General features: G+C 60.6%; 22 protein-coding genes. 11 read left to right on the top strand and 11 right to left on the bottom strand.

The features are described 5' to 3' along the window. Positions 1 to 63 precede the first annotated feature (63 nt). Entirely contained in the window at positions 64 to 1,164 is a 1,101-nt protein-coding gene (locus LCF59_RS14865; RefSeq protein WP_292288414.1) for an ABC transporter ATP-binding protein, read from the top strand. Between the two features lie 10 nt (positions 1,165 to 1,174). On the opposite strand, the gene LCF59_RS14860 is transcribed toward LCF59_RS14865, so the two are convergent. The 3 genes from LCF59_RS14860 to LCF59_RS14850 form a co-directional block, all read right to left on the bottom strand. Then, the gene (locus tag LCF59_RS14860) at positions 1,175 to 2,242 is read right to left on the bottom strand and encodes a FliG C-terminal domain-containing protein (RefSeq protein ID WP_292288403.1); all 1,068 of its coding nucleotides are present in this window, start codon (positions 2,240 to 2,242) and stop codon (positions 1,175 to 1,177) included. Positions 2,243 to 2,407: 165 nt separating this feature from the next. Next, positions 2,408 to 2,569: a chitin-binding domain-containing protein gene (locus LCF59_RS14855; RefSeq protein ID WP_292288402.1), complete on the bottom strand. Its 162-nt coding sequence runs from the start codon at positions 2,567 to 2,569 to the stop codon at positions 2,408 to 2,410. A 68-nt stretch (positions 2,570 to 2,637) separates the two neighbouring features. Next, the gene (locus tag LCF59_RS14850; protein ID WP_292288401.1) at positions 2,638 to 3,066 is read right to left on the bottom strand and encodes a DUF6314 family protein; all 429 of its coding nucleotides are present in this window, start codon (positions 3,064 to 3,066) and stop codon (positions 2,638 to 2,640) included. 128 nt (positions 3,067 to 3,194) lie between these two features. Here LCF59_RS14850 and purB point away from each other — a divergent pair, with 128 nt between their 5' ends. Further along, a complete protein-coding gene (gene purB, locus LCF59_RS14845) occupies positions 3,195 to 4,499 on the top strand; it encodes an adenylosuccinate lyase (protein ID WP_292288400.1) in 1,305 nt (434 codons plus the stop codon). Between the two features lie 79 nt (positions 4,500 to 4,578). On the opposite strand, the gene LCF59_RS14840 is transcribed toward purB, so the two are convergent. From LCF59_RS14840 to LCF59_RS14825, 4 genes are all read right to left on the bottom strand, one after another. Continuing rightward, positions 4,579 to 5,709: a saccharopine dehydrogenase family protein gene (locus LCF59_RS14840; protein ID WP_292288399.1), complete on the bottom strand. Its 1,131-nt coding sequence runs from the start codon at positions 5,707 to 5,709 to the stop codon at positions 4,579 to 4,581. Then, positions 5,706 to 6,758: a saccharopine dehydrogenase gene (locus LCF59_RS14835; RefSeq protein ID WP_292288398.1), complete on the bottom strand. Its 1,053-nt coding sequence runs from the start codon at positions 6,756 to 6,758 to the stop codon at positions 5,706 to 5,708. The genes LCF59_RS14840 and LCF59_RS14835 overlap by 4 nt, the downstream gene beginning before the upstream one ends. A gap of 197 nt (positions 6,759 to 6,955) precedes the next feature. After that, complete coding sequence (locus LCF59_RS14830) at positions 6,956 to 7,615, bottom strand: histidine phosphatase family protein (protein ID WP_292288397.1); 660 nt, start codon at positions 7,613 to 7,615, stop codon at positions 6,956 to 6,958. Between the two features lie 78 nt (positions 7,616 to 7,693). Continuing rightward, complete coding sequence (locus LCF59_RS14825; RefSeq protein WP_292288396.1) at positions 7,694 to 8,008, bottom strand: DUF1476 domain-containing protein; 315 nt, start codon at positions 8,006 to 8,008, stop codon at positions 7,694 to 7,696. A gap of 221 nt (positions 8,009 to 8,229) precedes the next feature. On the opposite strand from LCF59_RS14825, the gene purC reads away from it, so the two are divergent. From purC to LCF59_RS14800, 5 genes are all read left to right on the top strand, one after another. After that, positions 8,230 to 8,991 (top strand): phosphoribosylaminoimidazolesuccinocarboxamide synthase, encoded by a 762-nt coding sequence (gene purC, locus LCF59_RS14820; protein WP_292288395.1) that lies wholly within the window; start codon positions 8,230 to 8,232, stop codon positions 8,989 to 8,991. Between the two features lie 89 nt (positions 8,992 to 9,080). Continuing rightward, positions 9,081 to 9,311 (top strand): phosphoribosylformylglycinamidine synthase subunit PurS, encoded by a 231-nt coding sequence (purS, locus tag LCF59_RS14815; protein ID WP_292288394.1) that lies wholly within the window; start codon positions 9,081 to 9,083, stop codon positions 9,309 to 9,311. Continuing rightward, positions 9,311 to 9,979: a phosphoribosylformylglycinamidine synthase subunit PurQ gene (gene purQ, locus LCF59_RS14810; protein WP_292288393.1), complete on the top strand. Its 669-nt coding sequence runs from the start codon at positions 9,311 to 9,313 to the stop codon at positions 9,977 to 9,979. The genes purS and purQ overlap by 1 nt, the downstream gene beginning before the upstream one ends. A 68-nt stretch (positions 9,980 to 10,047) precedes the next feature. After that, positions 10,048 to 11,811 carry an ATP-binding protein gene (locus LCF59_RS14805; RefSeq protein ID WP_292288392.1) on the top strand — a complete coding sequence of 588 codons (1,764 nt, stop codon included), beginning with the start codon at positions 10,048 to 10,050 and terminating at the stop codon, positions 11,809 to 11,811. A gap of 4 nt (positions 11,812 to 11,815) precedes the next feature. Beyond that, complete coding sequence (locus LCF59_RS14800) at positions 11,816 to 13,150, top strand: sigma-54 dependent transcriptional regulator (protein ID WP_292288391.1); 1,335 nt, start codon at positions 11,816 to 11,818, stop codon at positions 13,148 to 13,150. Positions 13,151 to 13,229: 79 nt separating this feature from the next. On the opposite strand, the gene LCF59_RS14795 is transcribed toward LCF59_RS14800, so the two are convergent. Beyond that, the gene (locus tag LCF59_RS14795) at positions 13,230 to 14,273 is read right to left on the bottom strand and encodes an ornithine cyclodeaminase (RefSeq protein WP_292288390.1); all 1,044 of its coding nucleotides are present in this window, start codon (positions 14,271 to 14,273) and stop codon (positions 13,230 to 13,232) included. 11 nt (positions 14,274 to 14,284) lie between these two features. Beyond that, entirely contained in the window at positions 14,285 to 15,208 is a 924-nt protein-coding gene (rocF, locus tag LCF59_RS14790) for an arginase (RefSeq protein WP_292288389.1), read from the bottom strand. A 116-nt stretch (positions 15,209 to 15,324) separates the two neighbouring features. Here rocF and LCF59_RS14785 point away from each other — a divergent pair, with 116 nt between their 5' ends. Continuing rightward, the gene (locus LCF59_RS14785) at positions 15,325 to 15,753 is read left to right on the top strand and encodes an Lrp/AsnC family transcriptional regulator (RefSeq protein WP_292288388.1); all 429 of its coding nucleotides are present in this window, start codon (positions 15,325 to 15,327) and stop codon (positions 15,751 to 15,753) included. Positions 15,754 to 15,866: 113 nt separating this feature from the next. Here LCF59_RS14785 and LCF59_RS14780 read toward each other — a convergent pair whose 3' ends face one another. Both LCF59_RS14780 and LCF59_RS14775 read right to left on the bottom strand, forming a co-directional pair. Next, on the bottom strand, positions 15,867 to 16,334 hold the full coding sequence (locus LCF59_RS14780; RefSeq protein ID WP_292288387.1) for a disulfide bond formation protein B: 468 nt from the start codon (positions 16,332 to 16,334) through the stop codon (positions 15,867 to 15,869). After that, positions 16,331 to 16,909, bottom strand: a complete 579-nt coding sequence (locus LCF59_RS14775) for a YqaA family protein (protein ID WP_292288386.1) — start codon at positions 16,907 to 16,909, stop codon at positions 16,331 to 16,333. The genes LCF59_RS14780 and LCF59_RS14775 overlap by 4 nt, the downstream gene beginning before the upstream one ends. Before the next feature lie 324 nt (positions 16,910 to 17,233). Between LCF59_RS14775 and LCF59_RS14770 the strand changes: the two genes are divergently transcribed. From LCF59_RS14770 to LCF59_RS14760, 3 genes are all read left to right on the top strand, one after another. Then, positions 17,234 to 18,625 carry a DUF4214 domain-containing protein gene (locus LCF59_RS14770; RefSeq protein ID WP_292288385.1) on the top strand — a complete coding sequence of 464 codons (1,392 nt, stop codon included), beginning with the start codon at positions 17,234 to 17,236 and terminating at the stop codon, positions 18,623 to 18,625. Between the two features lie 734 nt (positions 18,626 to 19,359). Then, positions 19,360 to 19,908 (top strand): hypothetical protein, encoded by a 549-nt coding sequence (locus LCF59_RS14765; protein ID WP_292288384.1) that lies wholly within the window; start codon positions 19,360 to 19,362, stop codon positions 19,906 to 19,908. A gap of 314 nt (positions 19,909 to 20,222) precedes the next feature. Further along, a complete protein-coding gene (locus LCF59_RS14760) occupies positions 20,223 to 20,552 on the top strand; it encodes a hypothetical protein (RefSeq protein WP_292288383.1) in 330 nt (109 codons plus the stop codon). Positions 20,553 to 20,817: the final 265 nt, after the last annotated feature.

Raw genomic sequence — 20,817 nt, 5'->3', positions numbered from 1 at the left:
GGCTGCTAACCGGTCCGGGCTTATCCGATACTTTTACTCGGAAACCCTCGTGAGGCAGCAGTGATCGGCACCCAACCCCGGCTTGAAATCCGCAACATCACGCGTGACTACGATGGCAAACGCGTGGTGGATGACGTGTCCTTGGCGATCCAGCCTGGCCACGTGACCTGCCTGCTGGGCCCGTCTGGATGCGGCAAATCCACCACCCTGCGGATCATCGCCGGTGTCGATATGCAAACGAGCGGCACGATCCATGTGGACGGGCAGTTGGTCTGCGACACGGTGTACCGCGTCCCGCCGGAACGGCGCTCCATCGGTCTGATTTTCCAGGATTTCGCGTTGTTCCCACATCTGACAGTGGGGGACAATGTGGGCTTTGGCCTGACCGGGTCCCGCAAGGACAAGCAGCCCCGTGTGAGCGAATTGCTGGAACGGGTGGGGTTGTCCCACTTCATCGACGAATATCCGCACCAGCTTTCGGGTGGTGAGCAGCAACGCGTCGCGCTGGCGCGTGCCATTGCGCCACGCCCGTCGATCATGCTCATGGACGAGCCGTTTTCAGGCCTCGACAATCGTCTGCGCGATGGCATCCGGGATGAAACCTTGGCACTGCTCAAGGAGGAGGGCACATCGGTCCTTCTGGTCACGCATGAGCCGGAAGAGGCGATGCGCATGGCGGATGAAATCGCCCTCATGCGCGACGGCCAGATCGTGCAACGCGGCGCGCCCTACAACATCTACAACGCGCCTGCCGACAAGGCAGCGGTTGCATTCTTTTCCGATGTCAATCTGCTGTCGGGCACGGTGCGCGGCGCGCTGACCGACACGCCGTTCGGGCAGTTCCTCGCCCCCGGTGTGCCGGACGGGGAAGAGGTTGAAATCGTGTTTCGCCCGCAGCATGTCGGCATCGATTTTGACAGGCACGGGCGCGGTCCAAACCCGACACCGCTGGCCGGTGCGCCGGCGCGCGGCACGGTGGAAAGAGCGCGGTTCATGGGGTCCGAGAGCCTTGTCGAATTTCGCATGGACCACGACCAGAGCCTGATCCGCGCCACGGTGCCGAACGTGTTTCTTCCCAGGAAGGGCACAGTGATGTGGCTGACCGTGCGGCGCGATCGATGCTTCGTGTTTCGCAAGGACAGCGGATCGGTGATCCGGACATAGTGTCTGCACCCTAGGCTTCCTCGTCCTCCGACGGGGTGATGAGCGTGATCTCTCCGCTGTCTGCCAGATCGCGGATAACACGCACCACGGCATTCATGGCAGTTTCGGCCTCTGTCGGTTTGACGCTGCCCAGGTCCTCCGCCGCTTCGCGGAGGGCATCGCCCATGCGTTTGGAGATATTGGACAAGATGAACTCCACGCTGGCCGTGTCCCTTTCTGCCACAGCCCCGGCGATCACCTGGGCCAGCGTGTCCTGGTCCAGATCGCGGGTCAATTTTGGGACATCGATGGCGTTCATCCGGTCGGGGATATGCGCGAAGGTAAAGATGGATTTGCGTACCTCTTCTGCGAAGCCCTTGTCCTCTTCATCCAGTGCGCTGAGCAAGTCGTCCCGTGTCGACGCGCGCGAAAAGTTGAGGATCGCGCCGACCCGTTCCGAGGGTTGCACACGAAACGCCCTGAGAGGTTCGGCGTCAAGCTGGCTGGCCAGGCTGAGGCCAATGCGGTCCACAGCGTCCGGGGTGACGGCGTCGGTCATCGACATGGCGTAGGTGATCCGCCGGGCGACATCGCCAGGCAGGCTGCTCAGCAAGTCGGCCGCTTTGGACACATCGAGTTTGGACACCATGACGGCAGCCACCTGAACGGATTCGGATTTCACAAAGGTTTGCAACCGCGCGGTCGGGAGATCGGCAATCCGCTTCCAGGGATCGCCGATCTGGCGCACACCCGATTCCCTGCGCAATCGATTGGCGGTTTGTTCACTGATCTTCCCATCCAGCACGGACAGCGCGCCCGCGATATCACCCGGGAAGGATAGACCGACCGCTTCAAGCTCTTCCGCGAATTCGGTGATCACCGCGTTCATCGTCGACCGGTCGACATAGCGCATTTCACCCAAGAGCTGGGTCAATTGCATCTGAAGATCCTCTGGCAGTGCCGTCAGCGGGACATCGGCGCCTTCCTTGAGGATGAACTGCACCACGATAGCTGCCTTGGCCCGCCGCGACAGCCGTTTGACAGGGGCTGTTCGCGCGGTATCCGCAGGCGCACCGGATCGTGTTGTCAGCTGTGTCATCGCCCTTGCTCCGTCCTGTGCGACCGGAATAGGCAAGGAAAGTTAAGAAAGCGTCAGCGGGTGCCGACGGAGTGCCCCGACGCATGAAACCGACGCATGAAACTGGCGCATAAAAAAAGGCGGCCGAGTCGGCCGCCCATCAAATGCAAGCTGCATGGATCAGTTTCAGCCGCTGACAACCTGGCAGGAGTTCGTATCCGCGTCGTAAACCATGCCGTCGGCGCAGCTCATCTTGGCTTCCTCGTGGCCCCATTGGCATGCCGCGAAGCTGGACGTGGCGCTGGCCAATGTTAGGGCAGCTGTGGTCAGAAGTGTCTTGATCGTCATCAGTCAGTCTCCTGTTTTGGACAAGTCGACGGTAGCACGGAACGCCGCTAAGGCAAAATCTTTGCAGATCATTCTGCGGCAGGCTGGTACAGATTGGTCATTTGGTAATCTTTTCGCGGGCCGTGGACCGTCCAGACACTGCGCCATCGCGGCCAGCAGGCAAAATCATACCCCACATCATACTGATCGGGGTCGCACCAGTGGGCCGCTTGGGGATGGGATGGATCGAAGTGATGAAACGGCTGTCCGTCCTCGAAATCGACGACAATGAGCGCGCCGTCCTGCCGCCAGCGATACCTGCGGTCTGCCTGGATCGGCGGATGGCCCGGCAGGGTCAGCACTCCGGTTTCAACATAGGCCAGCCCTTCCGCATCGGCCGAGAACACGGCTGTCCCGACGAACCGTGCTGTCGATCCCGCGCGATGGTCCGTGATGGCACGCTCAAGATCCCATGTGCCGCGAAAATCATCCAGCGTCAGTGGGCAGGCGGGCGTCAATGCGCCCTCCAATCCGGCCCGCGCCGGGCAAAGCGTCTCATGGCGGTTGGCCTCTCTTGTCGCGCACCGGTCCCCAGTTTAGGACTGCGGCAGATTTCCGCAAGCCAGCCGATGAAAGGATCGCCCACATGATCCCCCGTTATTCCCGCCCCGACATGGTCGCCATTTGGGAGCCCGCAACGAAGTTCCGCATCTGGTACGAGATCGAGGCGCATGCCTGCGACGCGATGGCCGATCTGGGCGTGATCCCGCGCGAAAACGCCGAGGCCGTGTGGAAGGCCAAGAATGTCGAGTTCGACGTGGCCCGCATCGACGAGATCGAGGCCGAAACCAAGCATGACGTGATCGCCTTCCTGACCCATCTGGCCGAGCATGTGGGATCCGACGAAGCCCGTTTCGTGCATCAGGGCATGACCTCGTCCGATGTTCTGGACACCTGTTTCAACATACAACTGACGCGCGCGGCGGATCTTCTGATTGCCGACCTGGACGCGCTGCTCGACGCCCTGAAGCGCCGCGCCTACGAGCACAAGGACACGGTGCGGATCGGCCGGTCACATGGCATCCATGCCGAGCCCACCACGATGGGTCTGACCTTTGCCCGCTTCTACGCCGAGATGGACCGTAACCTGAGCCGGATGCGAGACGCGCGCTCCGAGGTGGCGACTGGCGCCATCTCGGGCGCGGTCGGCACCTTCGCCAATATCGACCCGGCGGTCGAAGAGCACATGTGCAAAGAACTTGGTCTCGTGCCCGAGCCAATCAGCACACAGGTCATCCCGCGCGACCGGCATGCGGCGTTCTTTGCCACGCTGGGTGTCATCGCCTCGTCCGTGGAGAATATCGCGATCGAGATCCGCCACATGCAGCGCACCGAGGTGTTGGAGGCGGCGGAGTTCTTCTCGATGGGCCAGAAAGGATCTTCGGCGATGCCGCACAAGAAGAACCCGGTGCTCACCGAAAACCTTACCGGCCTGGCCCGCATGGTGCGCGCCGCCGTGGTCCCCGCGATGGAAAACGTGGCGCTCTGGCACGAGCGTGACATCTCCCATTCTTCGGTTGAGCGGATGATCGGGCCGGACGCCACGATCACGCTCGATTTCGCGCTGGCGCGGCTGACCGGGGTTGTGGACAAGCTTTTGGTCTATCCCGAGAACATGATGGAAAACATGAATAAATTTCCCGGCCTTGTCATGTCCCAACGGGTGCTTCTGGCGCTCACGCAGGCCGGTGTCTCGCGCGAGGATGCCTACCGGCTTGTGCAGCGCAACGCGATGAAGGTCTGGGATCATCGCACCGACTTCCGCGAGGAACTGCTTGCCGACGAGGAAGTGCGCGCGGCCCTGTCGGAGGACGAAATCAACGAGAAATTCGACCTTGGGTACCACACCAAACATGTCGACACGATCTTCGAACGTGTCTTCGGACCCTAGGACCCGGCGCCAAAGCCCGTTCGAACGGGCTTTGCGCTTTTTCAAAGCGCAGCCAAGGGTCTTCGAAGACCCTTGGCGCCTAGCTCGAATGATCCACCACCATCAGGTGTTGCGCCAAGGTCTGCACCTCGTTCAACCAGTGCGAAACAAGTTTCGGATCGCTCGGGGCCGGGGTGACGCCCGGCGCGATCTCGCGTCGCAGCACCGCCTCGATGGCCAAGGAGACCGGCACCGACACCAGTCGCGCCATCGCGGTGCCGCGGGCGTCGCCCCAGGCATCCATGACATAGGTCTTGTGCCAGACCGGGCGGCCGTCACGCTCGGCCAGGAGATCGACACAAAGCACCACACGATCCGCCTCACCCTCGGCATAAGCGTTCTCGGCAAGCAACTGTTCTGCCAGCTCGGTCAGCCGTGCATCATCGGCGGTGCCAACCTCGGCAAAGATGTCCGACCACGCCTCCGCCCAGCCGTTCAGGCGCAACGTGCCACGCACGAATTCCTTGACCTGCCAGCGCGGTTCGAACCCGTAATCCGCCATGAAGGGCAGGCTGTCGCGGTTCGGATAGACCTCGAACGCCTCGGGCTGCGGCAGCGGCGCGTCATAGCGGCTGATCGCGTCCCAGGGGCGTTTGACCTCCAATTCCGTGAAGTGCCGAATGGATCTCGACGGTGAGCGCAGCGCCTTGAGCACCCCAACCGGCGCCCAGCTGAACTTGTAACGGAACGCGTTCGGAACTTTCGGAACACCGCCGCAGTAGGATTTGAAGGATACCGTGTTTTCAACATCGTAGGCGGCGCTCTTGCGGTAGTCTGCCACAAGGTAATGCGCCATCAGATGGTCGATGCCGGGATCCAGCCCGACCTCGTTGACCAGCGCCACACCGGCCTGTCGTGCGGCACTGTCCAGCGCGCGCATCTCCGGCGCGATATAGGAGGACGACACGAAATGCGCGCCCTTGTCGATGGCCATCCGTGCCAGCTGCACATGCCAATCGCCCGGCAGCATCGAGACGATCACATCGCCTTCGGCAACCGCGTCGGCCAAATCGGCGGGATCGAAGGCCCGGATAGCGTCGGTCAGATCGCCGACTGCGTCGCGCGCCTTGTCCGGCGTGCGGTTCCACACGGTCACGGAATGCCCGTGTTCGATCAGACGTCGCAAACCGGGGATCGCGGAAAGCCCGGTGCCGCACCAATGTACCGTCATGTTGTCACCTTCTGGATATGCGTGTCGAAATAGGTTTTGGCCCGGCCCCAAACGCCGCTCTCCAACCTGTCGAGCATTGCGAGATGCGGCAGCAATTGTGCCGCGAAATCCTCGGACGATTCGCGTGGCAGGAGCGAGGGCAGGTTGTCGATCGCCATCACGTCGAGCGGCGGGTCCTGGCAGGCGCGGATCACTGGCGCGGCCCAGCGTGTGACCTCGTCATATACCTTGATCGGAGAGTAATCGCTGTCCGGATCGCAGGCGATATCACCGATCACCCGCAGCGCGCGCGGGGCTTTGCAGGCATCGGCCGGCACAAAGACCGGCGTGCCGGGGCGGGCAAGGATGCAGTTGAAAAACACATCATGGTCAAGCACCTCGGGGAACGGCCCGCCATGAGAGGTTTCCGGCATGTCCCATTTGGTCACCTTGAGGCCCAGCTCTTGGCACAGGTCACTGGCCCCTGTGCCGACCCGTCCGAGCGCCCCGATGACAAGCGCCGTTGGCTTGGCCCCGTTCAATGCCGTCTTCACATCCTCGCGCATGACCCTTGAGGATGGCCACGCGCGCACGGGCGGGCAGGGCGCGGGGTCATCAAGTGCGGCAAGCGCCAGAAGTGACACCGCGGCGCCGGCATAGCCCGCCCAGTATCCAAAGGCGGCAACACGGCGCCCCTCCACATCCTCCAGATATTCGAGATCATAAAGCGTGCCGCCGCCCGCTTTGAACCGCGCCAACAATCGTTGTCCGGCCGGCTGGCCTTTATAGGCATGGCCGAACATGATGTGGCGGTGGCGCAAGGGGGCGTCGCTGTCCGGCAATTCCTTCAGCCCGAAAACGATCACATCGCCTGGCGCATCCATCCAACTGCCCGCAGTCGCGATCCGGGCACCAGCCTTGGCATACTCCCCGATGTCGACCACGCGCGTCGGGCTTTCCTCCACCGTAACCTGAAATCCATCGGCGATCAGCGCCGCAACGCCGCCCGGCAATATTCCGGCACGGTCCTCATTCTCACGGCTTTCCGCGCGCACCCAGAGATGGGTCATGGCACCCCCAAAGATTTCAATTCCTGCCACCTTAGCCAGCGCGTCCGCCAGACAAAACCCCGCAGATGCCGCGTCCCCTGCGCCGAACTAGCTCTGGTGAAAGCAAATCCGGGTGAGCGGCCCGCAGCGCGGGGATCGGGATATCCTGCGCGTGCCCGCGCGCTTCGGTCCATCGGTATCGGCATGGCGTGCAGGCCCTAGATATGCGTCTGGGCAAACAGCCGGTGCGGCGTGTCGAGATGCGGCAGGGCGTTGAACTGGGTCAGCGCCAATTCTCCCCCGAGGGGCAACCACGAACTGACCGAGGTGTTCTGGATCGACAGGCAAATATTGCAGAAGGCCGGCATCTTCAGCCCCAGCGTCAGGCGCATCGCCATCCCGATCAAGCCACCCGAGGTGACGACCAGCGATCGTCCCTTGCCCGCGCCGATCTCGGCCAGCGCGTCGCGCACGCGTGCTTCGAAGTGGTCAAAGGTCTCGGGAGCTCCGTCAAGCTTGCCATCGCGCCAATAGGTGAACAGCGTCGGCAGGTGCCGGACGAAACCTTCGCGATCCCGGGGAAGATCAATGCCGTGCTGGCTGGCCAGAAGCTGCGACAGGGTGAAATATTCAAGCTCGTTCAGCCGCGCGTCACGGGTGACGGCATCGGGCGTTTCCACCCCGATGCTGTCGGCAGTTTCAACATGGCGTCGCAGGGTGCCGGTCCAGACATGGGCAAAGACCTCTCCCTTGTCGCGGAAATGATCCCCGAGCCAGCCGGCCTGACGGTGGCCCAGCAGGCTGAGCCGATCATAGGCGGCTTCCTCGCGCGCGCCGGAATTGGCTTGCCCATGACGGACCAGAACGATGTGCGACATGGGGCCTCAAGCAAGATACGGCGGATAAAAACGCGTCCGGCTGACACGGGCGCGTTTCCGACAAGGGGCGCGGGCCGATCAGGCCTCGTCCAGGATCTGCGCCTTGGCCACGGTCATCAACTCGGCCATCTTGGCGCGAATCTCGTCATCCGTGGCTTTGCCACCCAGATCGCCGGACACCTTGCGTACAACGTCCTCGTGACCGGCTTCCTCGAAATCGGACTTGACGACCTCCTTGGCGTAATCCGCCGCATCCTCGCCTGTTTTCCCCATCAGTTCGGCCGCCCAGAGACCAACCAGCTTGTTGCGGCGCGCTTCGGCCTTGAACTGCATTTGCGCGTCATGGGCATACTTGTTCTCGAATGCATTTTCGCGATCTTCGAATGTCGACATGGAGATCTCCGGCAAATAAATGTGTGCTGCCCCTGATATGACCTGCCGCGCGGTTCGGTTCAAGTGTCACGCGCGCCTGCGGTGCCGGGTTTGGCACCTGTGTCGCTTGCGGCAGGGGGCTGGTTGCACTAAGAGGCAAGCGAACGTGTCCGATCAGCCCGCCTGATCGGGGCGCAATGGTGTTTTCGCGCCGCCCGGTGCATATGACAGAAAGTTTCCCGATGGCCCGTCGCAAGAAGATCTACGAAGGCAAAGCCAAGATCCTGTACGAAGGCCCGGAACCTGGCACCATGGTGCAGTATTTCAAGGATGACGCCACCGCCAACAATGCGGAAAAGCGCGATGTGATTGACGGCAAAGGGGTGTTGAACAACCGCCTGAGCGAATTTTTCATGGTCGGGCTGAACGCCATCGGCGTTCCGACGCATTTTCTGAAGCGGCTCAACATGCGCGAACAGCTCGTGCGGCAGTGCGATATTATCCCGCTCGAAGTGATCGTGCGGAATTTTGCCGCCGGAACGATGGCCAAACGTCTGGGCATCGAGGAAGGCACGCCGCTGCCCCGGCCGATCGTGGAATATTGCTACAAGGACGACAAGCTGGGCGATCCGCTGGTGACAGAGGAACATATCGCCGCCTTCGGCTGGGCCAGCCAGCAGGACATGGACGATATCCTCAGCCTCGCGCTGCGCGTGAACGACTTCATGTCCGGGCTGATGTACGGTGTCGGAATCAAACTCGTGGATTTCAAGATCGAGGTCGGTCGGGTGTACGACGGTGATTTCCAGCGCCTTATCGTTGCGGATGAAATCAGCCCCGACAGTTGCCGGCTTTGGGACATGGAAACAGGCCGCAAGCTCGACAAGGACGTGTTCCGGCGCGACCTGGGGGACCTGGCGGATGCGTATACCGAAGTCGCGCGGCGTCTGGGCGTGATGCCCGCCAACGCGACCCCGATGGAGAAGCCGAAGCTGATCAATTGACGTGGCACCCTATGGCGGGGTGTTGTGTTTGCATATTTGAAAAGAGAAGAAGGGGGACGGTCGCGTCCCCGATCAAGGCGGAGACGATCATGAAGGCACATGTGCATGTCATGCTGAAGGACGGGGTTCTGGACCCGCAGGGCGAAGCGGTGCGCCATGCGCTCGGCGGGCTGGGCTTTGGCGGGGTGCAACAGGTGCGGCAAGGCAAGGTGATCGAGCTTGACCTGGCCGATGGCACCACCGAGGACACGGTGCGCGAGATGTGCGAAAAGCTGCTGGCGAATACCGTGATCGAAAGCTACCGGATCGAGATGCCGTGATGCGCGCGGCGGTTATCGTTTTCCCCGGATCGAACTGTGACCGGGATCTGGCCGTCGCGTTCCGCGAGGCCGGCTGTACGGTCGAGATGGTCTGGCACAAGGACACATCCCTTCCCGAGGGTGTCGATATCATCGGACTCCCCGGTGGGTTTTCCTTCGGCGACTACCTGCGCTGCGGCGCGATTGCCGCCAATTCCCCGATCTGCACCGAGGTCAAGGCTCATGCCGATCGCGGCGGCTATGTTGTTGGTATCTGCAATGGCTTCCAGGTTCTGACGGAAACCGGATTGTTGCCCGGCGCCTTACTGCGCAATGGCGGGATCAAGTACATTTGCCGCACCGTGCCGCTGATCGTCGAAACCGCTGACAGCGTCTATACCAATGGCTATGACGCGGGGCAGGAGATAGAAATCCCGATTGCCCATCACGATGGCAATTATACCGCAACTGACGACGTGGTTTCGGAACTGACCGATAACGACCGGATCGCGTTCCGCTATGGTGCGAACCCGAACGGATCGACTGCTGATATCGCCGGGATCCTGTCATCCAACCGCCGGGTGCTGGGCATGATGCCCCATCCCGAGCGTGCGGCGGATGAACAGCATGGCGGGACCGATGGCAAAGCGCTTTTCGCAAGCCTCGCCAGCGCCCTGACGGCGGCATAGCGCCAGGTGAACCCTGACACTGCGCGACGCCGCTTGAGCGGCGGGCCGTATTTGCCTATCGTCCTGCAATGGAAACGGGCACGTCATTGATCCGCAGCTCTTCCCGGACAGGATCGCTGTCCTGGCGCGTGCGCATTGCGCTGGCTTTGCTGACGGCGGTGGCGATCGCCGTGGTTTTCGTGACAAACCGCTACCTGGCGGACCGGTTCACCGAAAGCACCCGCAACCGGGCCGAGCTGCGCCTTGCGCTTTATTCCGGCAACCTGGTGTCCGAGCTGCGCCGCAACGCGATCGTGCCGCAGCTCCTGGCGCGGGACCCGGCTCTGATCGGGGCGCTCAATTCCGGTGATTTCAGCCAAAGCTCGCAACGTCTGATTTCCTTCGTGGATGAAATCGGCGCGGCCTCGCTGATGTTGCTTGACGACGAAGGCCGCACCGTTGCGGCAACCAACCGCGAACGGCTGGGCGAAGCGCACCGCAGCGCGGGGTATTTCGTGGAAGCGCTGCGCTCCAACGCAACGGTTTTCACCGCGCGGCGCGAAGAGGTGGGCAGCTTCAGCTTCAGCTACTCCCGCCGTGTCGAAAGCCAGGGGCAGAACATCGGCGTGATCGTGGTCGAGGTCGATCTGGCCAAGTTCGAACGCGCATGGGCCGGGATTTCCGACGCGGTTCTGGTCACCAATAGCGAAGGCGAAATCATCCTTGCAACCGAACCGCGCTGGCGCGGGCAGACGGTGGATACCGCGCTGGAGCGGCAACCGGCGGACGGCGCTATCGAACGGGCGATCCGCGCCACGGCGGATTGGACAGCGCTGCCGGCGGACGCCTATTTTCAGGGCGAGGCGGTCATGCAGATCGCCGGTCGCATTCCGTTCCGCGGCTGGAACATGACGACGTTCACGACCTATGCCAGCGTCCGCGAACGGGTAAACGCGGTTCTGGCGCTCGAGATCATGGGATTTGCGATTCTCCTTGCGCTGGCCTTCTATGCGCTGAGCCGCAGGACGGCGTTGCGCATGGCGTTGTTCCAGCGCGAGTCGGCAGAGCTTCGCGCATTGAACCAGCGCTTGCAGCGGGAAATCGCCGAGCGGGAACGGGTGCAGGAAACGCTTGCCGTGGCCGAACAGACATTGGCACAAAGCTCCAAGCTTGCCGCCCTGGGCGAGATGTCGGCGGCGGTCAGCCACGAGTTGAACCAGCCTTTGGCGGCGATGAAGACCTATCTGGCCGGGGCCAAGCTTCTGATGCGGCGCAACCGGCCGGAAGAAGCCTTTGCCGCCTTCAGCCGGATCGACGATCTGATCGAACGGATGGGCGGCATCACGCGACAGCTCAAGAGCTACGCGCGCAAGGGGCAAGAGGCGTTTTCGCCCGTGGATATGGGCGATGCGCTGGCGTCCAGCCTGTCGATGATGGAACCGCAACTGAAATCCCGGAAGGTCAAGATCACCAAGATCCTGCCCGAGGAAAAGGTGCTTGTCATGGGGGACCGGATGCGGATCGAGCAGGTGATGGTCAACCTGCTGCGAAACGCGCTGGATGCCACCAAGACGGTTTCGGACCCGCAGCTTGATATCATCCTGGCCAGCGGCGAGACAGCGACGCTCACCGTGCGCGACAACGGGCACGGGATCGAAGATCTCGATGCGCTCTTCGAGCCTTTCTATACAACCAAGCAACCGGGTGACGGGGTCGGGCTGGGTCTTGCCATTTCCTCGGGGATCGTGAACGAGCTTGGTGGACGCCTCATTGCGCGCAATGCGCAGGAGGGTGGGGCTGTATTCGAGATGCAATTGCCCATATTGAACGAGAAGACACAGGCGGCGGAGTAGGACCATGGGAAAGACCATGAAGATTGCCATAGTCGATGACGAAAAGGATATGCGCCAGTCGATCAGCCAGTGGCTGGCGCTTTCGGGGTATGACACCGAAAGCTATGCCAGCGCGGAAGACGCTTTGGGCCGCGTCGGGGCGGATTATCCGGGCATCGTGATTTCCGACATCAAGATGCCGGGCATGGATGGCATCCAGTTCCTGCGCAAGCTGATGGGAACGGACTCGGCGCTGCCTGTGATCATGATCACCGGGCATGGCGATGTGCCGATGGCCGTCGAGGCGATGCGCATCGGCGCCTTCGATTTCCTGGAAAAGCCGTTCAATCCGGACCGGATGTCTGACCTGGCCAGGAAAGCCACCAATGCGCGGCGCCTGACACTCGACAATCGTGCCCTGCGGCGCGAGCTTGGAGATGGCGGCCAGATGATGCGTAAACTGATCGGGGCAAGCCCCGCGATGGAGCGTTTGCGCGAAGATATCCTGGACCTGGGGCAGGCCGATGGCCATATTCTGATCGACGGGGAAACCGGCACCGGCAAGACGCTGGTGGCGCATGCCTTGCATGCCGTCGGCAGCCGGGCCGGCAAAAAGTTCGTGCTCATCTCCTGCGCTGCGATGGACGAGGATTCGTTGATCCGCCGCCTGTTCGGCCCGATGATGCCGGAAGAGGCGCGTCTGCCTGCTGTCGAAGAGGCGCGCGGCGGAACGCTTGTGCTGGAAGACGTCGAAGCATTGTCGGATGCTGCCCAAGCGCGGCTGCTGACCATGATCAACGAGCAGGGCACCCCGCCGGAGACGCGGATCGTCGCGATCTGCAATCTGCAGGACGAGGGCCGCACCTGCGAAGATGCGCTGCGCTCTGACCTGTATTACCGGCTTGCCGCGCTCAAGATCACGACGCCGCCGTTGCGCAACCGCGGTGAAGATATCCTGACGATGTTCACCGCCCTGGCGGACAAGTTCGCCGATGAATACGGATGCGAGGCCCCGCAGGTCAGCGCACAGGAAGCGGCGCAGCTGTTGCAGGCGCCGTGGCCTGGCAATGTGCGCCAGCTGATCAACTTGGCCGAACGCGCGGTGCTGCAATCGCGGCGCGGCACCGGCACGATCGCCTCGCTGCTGATGTCCGACCACGAAGACATGCAGCCAGTGATGACCACCGAAGGCAAGCCGCTCAAGGAATATGTCGAAGCGTTCGAGCGCATGTTGATCGATAACACCATGCGGCGGCATCGGGGATCGATTTCATCGGTGATGGATGAGCTGTGCCTGCCGCGCCGGACCTTGAACGAGAAGATGGCCAAGTACGCGTTGCAGCGCTCCGATTATCTCTAGGCGACGCAAGCGCCTTCGAAGGCGCTTGGGACGCGGTTTGCAAACCGCGTTCGGAAGGCTTTTCGAAAAGCCTTCCCCCTTATCCGGCCGCACGCATCAGCATCCCGTAAAGGTCGCGCGGATCGTCCGGATCGGCCAGGAGGTCCAACGGCAGGGTCAGCCCGGTCTCGCGCGCCAGGTCATGCACCACCCGCAGCGCCGAGAAATCCTCGATGGCAAAGCCGACGCTGTCGAACAGCGTGATCTCGCGCGCATCGCGGCGGCCCCGCGCGGTGCCGGCGATCACCTGCCACAATTCGGTCACCGGATGATCGCTGTCCAATTGCTGGATCTCGCCCTCGATCCGGGTCTGCGGCGAATATTCCACGAAGATCGCCGACCGGTGCAGGATCGCGCGGGCCAGTTCCGTCTTGCCGGGACAATCGCCACCAATGGCGTTGATATGCATGCCGCCTCCGACCATGTTGTCGCTCAGGATCGTCGCGTATTGTTTGTCGGCGGTGCAGGTGGTGAGGATCTCCGCGCCTTCGATCGCCGCCTCGGCGCTGTCGCAGGCCACCACGGCAAGACCACGTCCGGCAAGGTTCGCGGCGCATTTGGCCGTTGCCTGCGGGTCCGTGTCGTAAAGCCGCACGGTTTCGAGGCCGCAGATCGCCTGCATTGCGATGCTCTGGAATTCGGCCTGCGCGCCGTTGCCGATCAGCGCCATGGTCTTGGCACCGGTCGGAGCCAGGTGTTTCGCCGCAACCGCTGACATGGCCGCGGTCCGCAGGGCGGTCAGCAGCGTCATCTCGGACAGCAACAGGGGATATCCGCTGTCCATATCGGCCAGTAGACCGAAGGCCGTTACTGTTTGGAGCCCATCCACAGTGTTCTTCGGGTGGCCGTTGACGTATTTGAAGGCATAGTGGCGGTCATTGGCGGTGGGCATCAGTTCGATCACACCCAAGGGGCTATGCGCCGCGACGCGCGGTGTCTTGTCGAAGGAGTCCCAGCGACGAAAATCTTCTTCGATCGCCTCGGCGATGCGGGTGATCATCTGGGCCAGACCGACGCGATGCACGATCTGCATCATGTGGTCGACGGACACAAACGGCACAAGTGCCTTGTCTGACGGTGGCATGGGCAATTTCCCTACAGCAGCCGCGGTGTGGGTCGGTCGAAGATGCGGCGGCCCAAGGCCGAGGCTGCGAGATCGACCATCAGGTGAGCGGTGCGCCCACGTTCGTCCAGCATCGGGTTCAGCTCCACGAGGTCGAGCGATGTCATCAGCCCACTGTCGCACAGCAGCTCCATCACCAGATGTGCCTCGCGGACCGTCGCCCCGCCGGGCACCGTGGTGCCAACCGCCGGAGCGTGGGCCGGATCAAGAAAATCGACGTCCAGCGACACATGCAGCGCGCCACCCGCGCGGGCGACGTCGTCAAGGAAGGGGCCCAACAGCGCCGCAACGCCGCTTTCGTCGATGGCACGCATGTCGTAGCCGCGAAGCTCGGTCTGTCGCATCAGCGCGCGCTCGGGACCGTCGATGGACCGCAGTCCGATGATACAGGTCCGGCCGGGTGCGACGGCGGCGGGCAAGTCTGGAAATCCACGAAAGCCCGGTTGCCCGGTGGCATAGGCCAGCGGTGTGCCGTGCAGGTTGCCCGAGCCGGTCGTTTCGAGAGTGTTGTAATCGCCATGGGCATCGAGCCAAAGAACGAATTGCGGGCGTTCTTGGTCCGCTGCATGGGCGGCGACACCGGGAACCGTGCCGAGTGACAGCGCATGATCACCGCCCATGAAGATCGGCAGCCCGGCTTTCATCGCCGCGCGCGCGCTGCGCATCAGGGCGGTGGTCCAGCCAATGGTTTCGGAGAGGTTTGCCAGCCCGTCACGTTCTGCCACGTCATTGGTGTCAGGGGCAACATCGCCCATGTCGCGCACGCGGTGACCCAGAGTGGTCAGGGCATTGGCAATCCCAGCGGTGCGATAGGCGTTCGGTCCCATGAGACAGCCCTTGCGCGCTTTTCCGCAATCGAGCGGCGCGCCCACCAAAACGATATCCATCGGGTGCATCCTTTTGTCCTTTTCCGGCCGTGTGTCGGTGTATCCGGCAGAATGGGCTTCGTGTAACCGTACAATTCGATCAAATTGCGGTATGATGTGTCAAAATGATAACCCACGAGGTCAAAATGGATGCTACCGATCGACGGCTGGTCTCGGCGCTGCGTCATGACGGGCGCGCATCGGTGTCGGATCTTGCCACCACGCTTGGCCTGTCGCGCGCGACGGTTCGGTCGCGGCTGGACCGGCTGCTTCAAAGGGGTGACGTGGTCGGGTTCACTGTCGTTCTGAAAGAAGACGTGGCCCGCGACCCGGTGCGCGCCCTGATGATGATCGGCATCGAAGGGCGGGGGACAGATCGCGTGATCCGCCAGCTCAACGGCATGCCGCAGGTCCGGGCGCTGCATTCCACGAATGGCCGCTGGGACGTGATCGCCGAGCTGGGGACCGAAACGCTTGATGCGCTGGATGCTGTTCTGTCGCGCATTCGCAAATTCGACGGTGTGACCAAGTCCGAGACGTCGCTGCTGCTTTCAACGCGCAAAAGCGGTGCCTAGGGGCAGGACTTTGGAGCGTGTCGCGGTCTCTTGCCATCCCGCGACGGCCCCTTGTCTGTTCATCAGCTATGTCCGAAGATGCAATCCTGGGGGCCGCTTGAGCGCGGCGTGCGTCAAGCCGCCCGCCGTGCCGCGGCGACCCAAAGCAGCGCCAGCACCAGCGATGCAACTGCATTCCAGCTGGCCATCGACAGGCCGAGCATGTCCCACGGCACCTCGTCGCAGCGCACCAGGGGCGCGCTCATGATTTCATCGAACAGTTCGTCCGTGGTCAGCCCGCTGATTTCGCCGGCGCTGCAGGTGCTTGGTCCGTCCCACCAACCGCGCTCGACCCCGGTGTGATAGACACCGATGCCGGCTGACGTCAGCGCCGCCAAAGCGCCCAGCCACGCCAAGGCCGGGGTGCCAAATCGCAGCGCGACCAGGCCAATCGCCACGGCCACCGCATGCGGGTACCGTTGCCAGATGCACAGCGCGCATGGGGCCATCCCGCCGATATGCTGAAAGGCAAAGGCGCCGAGCAACAGCGCCAATGACCCGCCTGCGGCCAATACGACAATGAACTGGCGCTCCGAGATCATAAGAATTTCACCACGTAGAACCCTCCAAGCAGAAGCAGGACAAACAGCGTGAACATGATCCCGAGGTGCTTTTCGATGAAGCTGCGGACAGGCGCTCCGAACGCCCGCAAGAGACCTGCAACAACGAAGAAACGCAAGGCACGCGCGATCACGGATGTGACAAGAAAGATTGCCAACGGCATCGCCGTCCAGCCCGACATGATGGTGATGACCTTGTAGGGGAAGGGCGTCACCCCGGCGATCAACACTGCCCAGAACCCGACGCCGTTGAAACGGAGGTTGAACTCGGCCATCGACTCGGCCTTGCCAAGCGCGTTCAGGATGGGCGCGCCGATGGTCTCGTAGAAGAAATACCCGATACCATAACCCAGCATTCCGCCCAGCACCGATGACACGGTCGCCACAAGCGCGATCAGCCACGCCCGAGACGGGCGCGCGAGGATCATGGGGATCATCAGGACATCGGGCGGGATCGGAAAAACGGAGCTTTCGATGAACGCGACACAGGCCAGCACCCAAAGGGCGCGCGGATGGTCGGCCAGTGACATGGTCCAAAGGTAAAGGCGCTGTAGCATGACGGCTCCGCGAAGGTCTGAAGGCTAAGAGCATGAGGGGCGAAGCTGGTCAAGGCCGCAGGATGCTTTTCGATTTCGCGCCGGACAACCTGTTGTCGCCGGGATCCTCTGGACCGGCAGGCAGATGGACCCCGGTCCTGGCAAGAGCGCCAAGGCGCGTGACGATCATCCTGTGGGCCGGGTGGCGCCAACGGGGTCGCCTGTGTTCACCGACGGGCCTGGCAGGGCCTTTGCCGTCGGCGTGCAGACATGAGGTTTGATCGAAACCCGCGAACCGTGTATAGTATATACTATATAGCGTTGAGGTTCTTTCAGGAGGTTTTCATGGCGCGATTTGAAGCAACCCAGGCCGGAGACACGCTTGGGTCCACCGTGGTTTTCGGAACATTCACAGAGCAGACAGCGACGCGCATGGTTCTCGAACAAGCCGCTCCCGTGGGCGCGACCCTGATTTTCACGGGCTCTTTCACCTACGAGGATCCGGACCCTGTGACAGGTCCCGGAGACTTGCCGGACGGCTTTGATCCTAGCGATCTGCCAGAGGGGTTCGATCCCGACGACTTTACCATCCCCGAGGAAATTCAAGACCTTCTGGATCAGTTCGAAGGACAATTCCCCGATCTCGGCGATCCCGGGAATTATGACGTCTGGGGCACCCTCACGGGGATCGAGCTGCTGCAAAATGGAACGTCGGTATGGAGCGTGTCCGATATCGCGGTGCCGCTCGGAAATGACGAAGGGGAATTCGGCATCATTGACATGCCTGGTATTTTCAACGCCGGTTTTTCCGGTGCCGACCGCATCTCCGGCAGCAATTTCGACGATTGGCTGCGTGGATATTCAGGGAATGATACGATGACGGGAAGCCAGGGCGACGACATACTCGATGGGGGCGCGGGACAGGACACGGCCAGGTATTCCGGCAACCAGGACAGCTACACGCTGTCGCTTGTTCCCTCTGGCATGACGCTCGAAGATCGGCGGGCGGATGGGAACGGGGCTGACCGTCTGGATGGAATCGAGTTTCTGGATTTCGACACGGAAGCGTTCGATTTCATTGACGCGGAGGTCGGGCTGGAATTGGCCCAGTTCACCGGGACGACGGGCCTTTCGGCCGAGGAATTCGAGAGCTTCATCGAGCTTTATATCGCCTATTTCAACCGCGCCCCGGATGCCATCGGGCTGAATTTCTGGGGTACGGCTTTTGCAGGTGGCACCAGCCTTGAAGAGATGGCAACGCGCTTTACCGGTGAGCCGGAGACGGCCGCGGCGTATCCGGCCGGAACCTCGAACGAAGACTTCGTGACCACAGTCTATGACAATCTTTTCGGTCGTGAGCCCGACCAGCTCGGGTTCGATTTCTGGGTCAATGAACTCGACAGCGGCGCGCGCACACCTGAAGTCTTCATCCTCTCAGTGCTGAATGGTGCAAAAGCCGAACTCAAGCCGGAAGAAGGCCAGGACTTTGTCGATCAGCAATTGGCGGACCGTGCCTATCTGTCTGACAAGACGGATATCGGCGCCTATTTCGCGGTCTCCTTGGGCATGTCCGATGTGGACAACGCGTCCGCAGCCATGGACCTGTTCAACGGGTCGGACGCGAGCAAGGACGCTGCCGTGGCGGCCATTGACGGGTATTATCAGGACGCTCTTGATCCCGACAGCGGGGAGTTCCTGATGCCGGTCGTCGGGGTGCTGGACAATCCGGTCTTCTAAGCCGCCCGGCGGGACCAGTCGGCCTGTGTCTGCGCCTGTGCCTGCGCATCGGATGCAACCCGCATTTGCGCCTTGTACGCCACCGGTGTCTTATTCGCGCGTTCAGACATTATGTGGCTTTACCCCCTGCCGAGATTTCGCTAAGCACCCGCCCAGTCTCGATGTCGCGGACGCATGTGGGTGTCCCCGGCCTTAAGGCGCGCCAAAGGGCGGGGTGATGGCTTTTGCCGTCGGTCCGGACAGACAAAACCTTGGCGGTTCAAAGGTGCCCAAGTGGCGGAATGGTAGACGCAGGGGATTCAAAAGCCCACCAAGCGACTCACCTAAGTATCTCTAAATAAACAATTTAAGTTCAGGGTATTTTGCTCTGGTAGACGCTTGGTAGACATATGACCAAGCTTGGCAGCATCTCGAATAATCATCTGTCGATTACCTGCAAGGTGTGCAAGTCGCACAGAATGCTAACTGTGAAGCCGCTCATCGAAAAGCTGGGCTGGGAAACCAATCTGAAGGACGTGGTGCCAAACCTTCGCTGTAGTAGCTGCAAGGTAAAGCGGCAGGTCGAATTTCAGATTGTGTTTGTCGGTGGCTCTGGTGAGGCTATGCTTGAGGCTTAGATTACAAGAGAACCGAAGCCAACGGGAGGGCTGTCAGGTTGATGCTTTGGGGTTGAGATACCGCTTGAGGTGTGCAACCTTCAAATAGCCGCCAATTTTCTGACGCCTTGAGGTAATATGAGACGAAACCTAATTGCCAGTTTTTGTGCTATTTTGATGATTTCCGAACCAGTGTCTGCACAGTCTTTATTGGAGACAATGCAAGAAGAAGATTCCCTATCGCGCTACCAAATAACTGAAGAAGGCCAGCAGGTTGTAACTCTTAAAGAGTTAGAGGTTTTGGAAGATAAAGCTAAAGGATTATTTGATTCTGGTAATTGTGAGCGCGCTGCAGAACTTGATTTTTCTGGGCAAGCAAACCAAATGGCTAACATCATTCGGCAAGGAATTGAGCCATATTACAGCGCCAATAGGGATGATCGTGAGATCATTTCTCGCAGGTCACGCTTTGATCAACTCGTAGCAGCAGAGAGCGTTTTTAATGGGATACTCATGAAGCGCAATGAGTTTTGGGCGCTTGAGGCAAGGTGTTTCTTTGAACGTGGCGATACCGATGAAGCATTGCCAAGGCTATTCCGGGCGCTTGAATACCTAGATGGTAGGGAGCAGGCACGCTTATGGCGGGAGACTAGAGAGATGCTTTGGTCAATTATTGGTTATGAGTGATTGTCTGCTCTACTCTTTACCAGTGGTTAACTGCGACTGGTTCGACAATGCTCATGCTGATTGCGTCTGGTACCGCTGTGAAGATTGAAGGAGGAGAGATGGTCTGATGTTTAAGCAAATCCATTGCGCTTTTCCGTTCTTGGTGCTCGCACATTTGGTGTGGGGTGCAGAAGATAATTTTGACGGTGGGTGTCCTTGGTCTTTGGACAATCTCGACAGGGTATATTCTTGTTTTGAGCGACCCGTTGACTTGTCGGAAGTACTTGCGCCACGTTCAGGGCTGCGGGCAGAGCCTAAGTTGACTGTGAAATAGCATGGAAATACTGCTTATCATCGGAATCATTATTGCCTTGGCAGGTGGTGTTCTGTCTGGTGTTGTCGCCTCAGCTAAAAATCGTGATCCCTTAGTCTGGGGCATCACAGGCGCACTGTTTCCCTTGCTTGGCCTAATTGCGATTGCAGGTATGCCCATGGCACAAACAATGCAAGTACTCTCCCCTACGAAGCAAAATGATCATGTTGAAGAGGGAGTTATAGAAGCAAGCGAAGAGAACAAAAAGGAAGGAATCCTTTGGCTTGGTTTCCTAATATTTATTCTGTTTGTGCTTACCCTAACTATTTTATGGTTTGGTTTGAAACAGTAGATACTGACTGAAGTTATTCTTAGTGTTTCTAGCCTGAGATTTTAATTTTTTCTGAAATCTGGTTGGAGTGCTGGAAAACTTTCTCAAGAAAATCCCAAACCAAAAATCTGGTCTAGAATTGTGAGCGCAGAACTGGGCAAAACAGAGCGGTTTTAGGAGAATCTGAGGGGTCCCACACGTTTAAGGAGAAACCCCTCAGATGATACCTGCAAACCTTATGCGGCTTCACTTGGTCGCTTTGGTTCCTCTTCGGTGTTCAATATTC

The sequence above is a fragment of the Marivita sp. genome (assembly GCF_020055675.1).
Lineage (GTDB): Bacteria > Pseudomonadota > Alphaproteobacteria > Rhodobacterales > Rhodobacteraceae > Marivita.
Note: the sequence above shows the minus strand (reverse complement) of the source record. Positions and strands in the feature narration are given on the sequence as shown.

What these genes read in the sequence shown, in the direction of transcription:
- LCF59_RS14860 (WP_292288403.1), bottom strand. Translation starts at nt 2,242, where the DNA reads ATGACACAGCTGACAACACGATCCGGTGCGCCTGCGGATACCGCGCGA.
- LCF59_RS14855 (WP_292288402.1), bottom strand. Translation starts at nt 2,569, where the DNA reads ATGACGATCAAGACACTTCTGACCACAGCTGCCCTAACATTGGCCAGC.
- purB (WP_292288400.1), top strand. Translation starts at nt 3,195, where the DNA reads ATGATCCCCCGTTATTCCCGCCCCGACATGGTCGCCATTTGGGAGCCC.
- LCF59_RS14840 (WP_292288399.1), bottom strand. Translation starts at nt 5,709, where the DNA reads ATGACGGTACATTGGTGCGGCACCGGGCTTTCCGCGATCCCCGGTTTG.
- LCF59_RS14835 (WP_292288398.1), bottom strand. Translation starts at nt 6,758, where the DNA reads ATGACCCATCTCTGGGTGCGCGCGGAAAGCCGTGAGAATGAGGACCGT.
- LCF59_RS14830 (WP_292288397.1), bottom strand. Translation starts at nt 7,615, where the DNA reads ATGTCGCACATCGTTCTGGTCCGTCATGGGCAAGCCAATTCCGGCGCG.
- LCF59_RS14825 (WP_292288396.1), bottom strand. Translation starts at nt 8,008, where the DNA reads ATGTCGACATTCGAAGATCGCGAAAATGCATTCGAGAACAAGTATGCC.
- purC (WP_292288395.1), top strand. Translation starts at nt 8,230, where the DNA reads ATGGCCCGTCGCAAGAAGATCTACGAAGGCAAAGCCAAGATCCTGTAC.
- purS (WP_292288394.1), top strand. Translation starts at nt 9,081, where the DNA reads ATGAAGGCACATGTGCATGTCATGCTGAAGGACGGGGTTCTGGACCCG.
- purQ (WP_292288393.1), top strand. Translation starts at nt 9,311, where the DNA reads ATGCGCGCGGCGGTTATCGTTTTCCCCGGATCGAACTGTGACCGGGAT.
- LCF59_RS14805 (WP_292288392.1), top strand. Translation starts at nt 10,048, where the DNA reads ATGGAAACGGGCACGTCATTGATCCGCAGCTCTTCCCGGACAGGATCG.
- LCF59_RS14800 (WP_292288391.1), top strand. Translation starts at nt 11,816, where the DNA reads ATGGGAAAGACCATGAAGATTGCCATAGTCGATGACGAAAAGGATATG.
- LCF59_RS14795 (WP_292288390.1), bottom strand. Translation starts at nt 14,273, where the DNA reads ATGCCACCGTCAGACAAGGCACTTGTGCCGTTTGTGTCCGTCGACCAC.
- rocF (WP_292288389.1), bottom strand. Translation starts at nt 15,208, where the DNA reads ATGCACCCGATGGATATCGTTTTGGTGGGCGCGCCGCTCGATTGCGGA.
- LCF59_RS14785 (WP_292288388.1), top strand. Translation starts at nt 15,325, where the DNA reads ATGGATGCTACCGATCGACGGCTGGTCTCGGCGCTGCGTCATGACGGG.
- LCF59_RS14780 (WP_292288387.1), bottom strand. Translation starts at nt 16,334, where the DNA reads ATGATCTCGGAGCGCCAGTTCATTGTCGTATTGGCCGCAGGCGGGTCA.
- LCF59_RS14775 (WP_292288386.1), bottom strand. Translation starts at nt 16,909, where the DNA reads ATGCTACAGCGCCTTTACCTTTGGACCATGTCACTGGCCGACCATCCG.
- LCF59_RS14770 (WP_292288385.1), top strand. Translation starts at nt 17,234, where the DNA reads ATGGCGCGATTTGAAGCAACCCAGGCCGGAGACACGCTTGGGTCCACC.
- LCF59_RS14765 (WP_292288384.1), top strand. Translation starts at nt 19,360, where the DNA reads ATGAGACGAAACCTAATTGCCAGTTTTTGTGCTATTTTGATGATTTCC.
- LCF59_RS14760 (WP_292288383.1), top strand. Translation starts at nt 20,223, where the DNA reads ATGGAAATACTGCTTATCATCGGAATCATTATTGCCTTGGCAGGTGGT.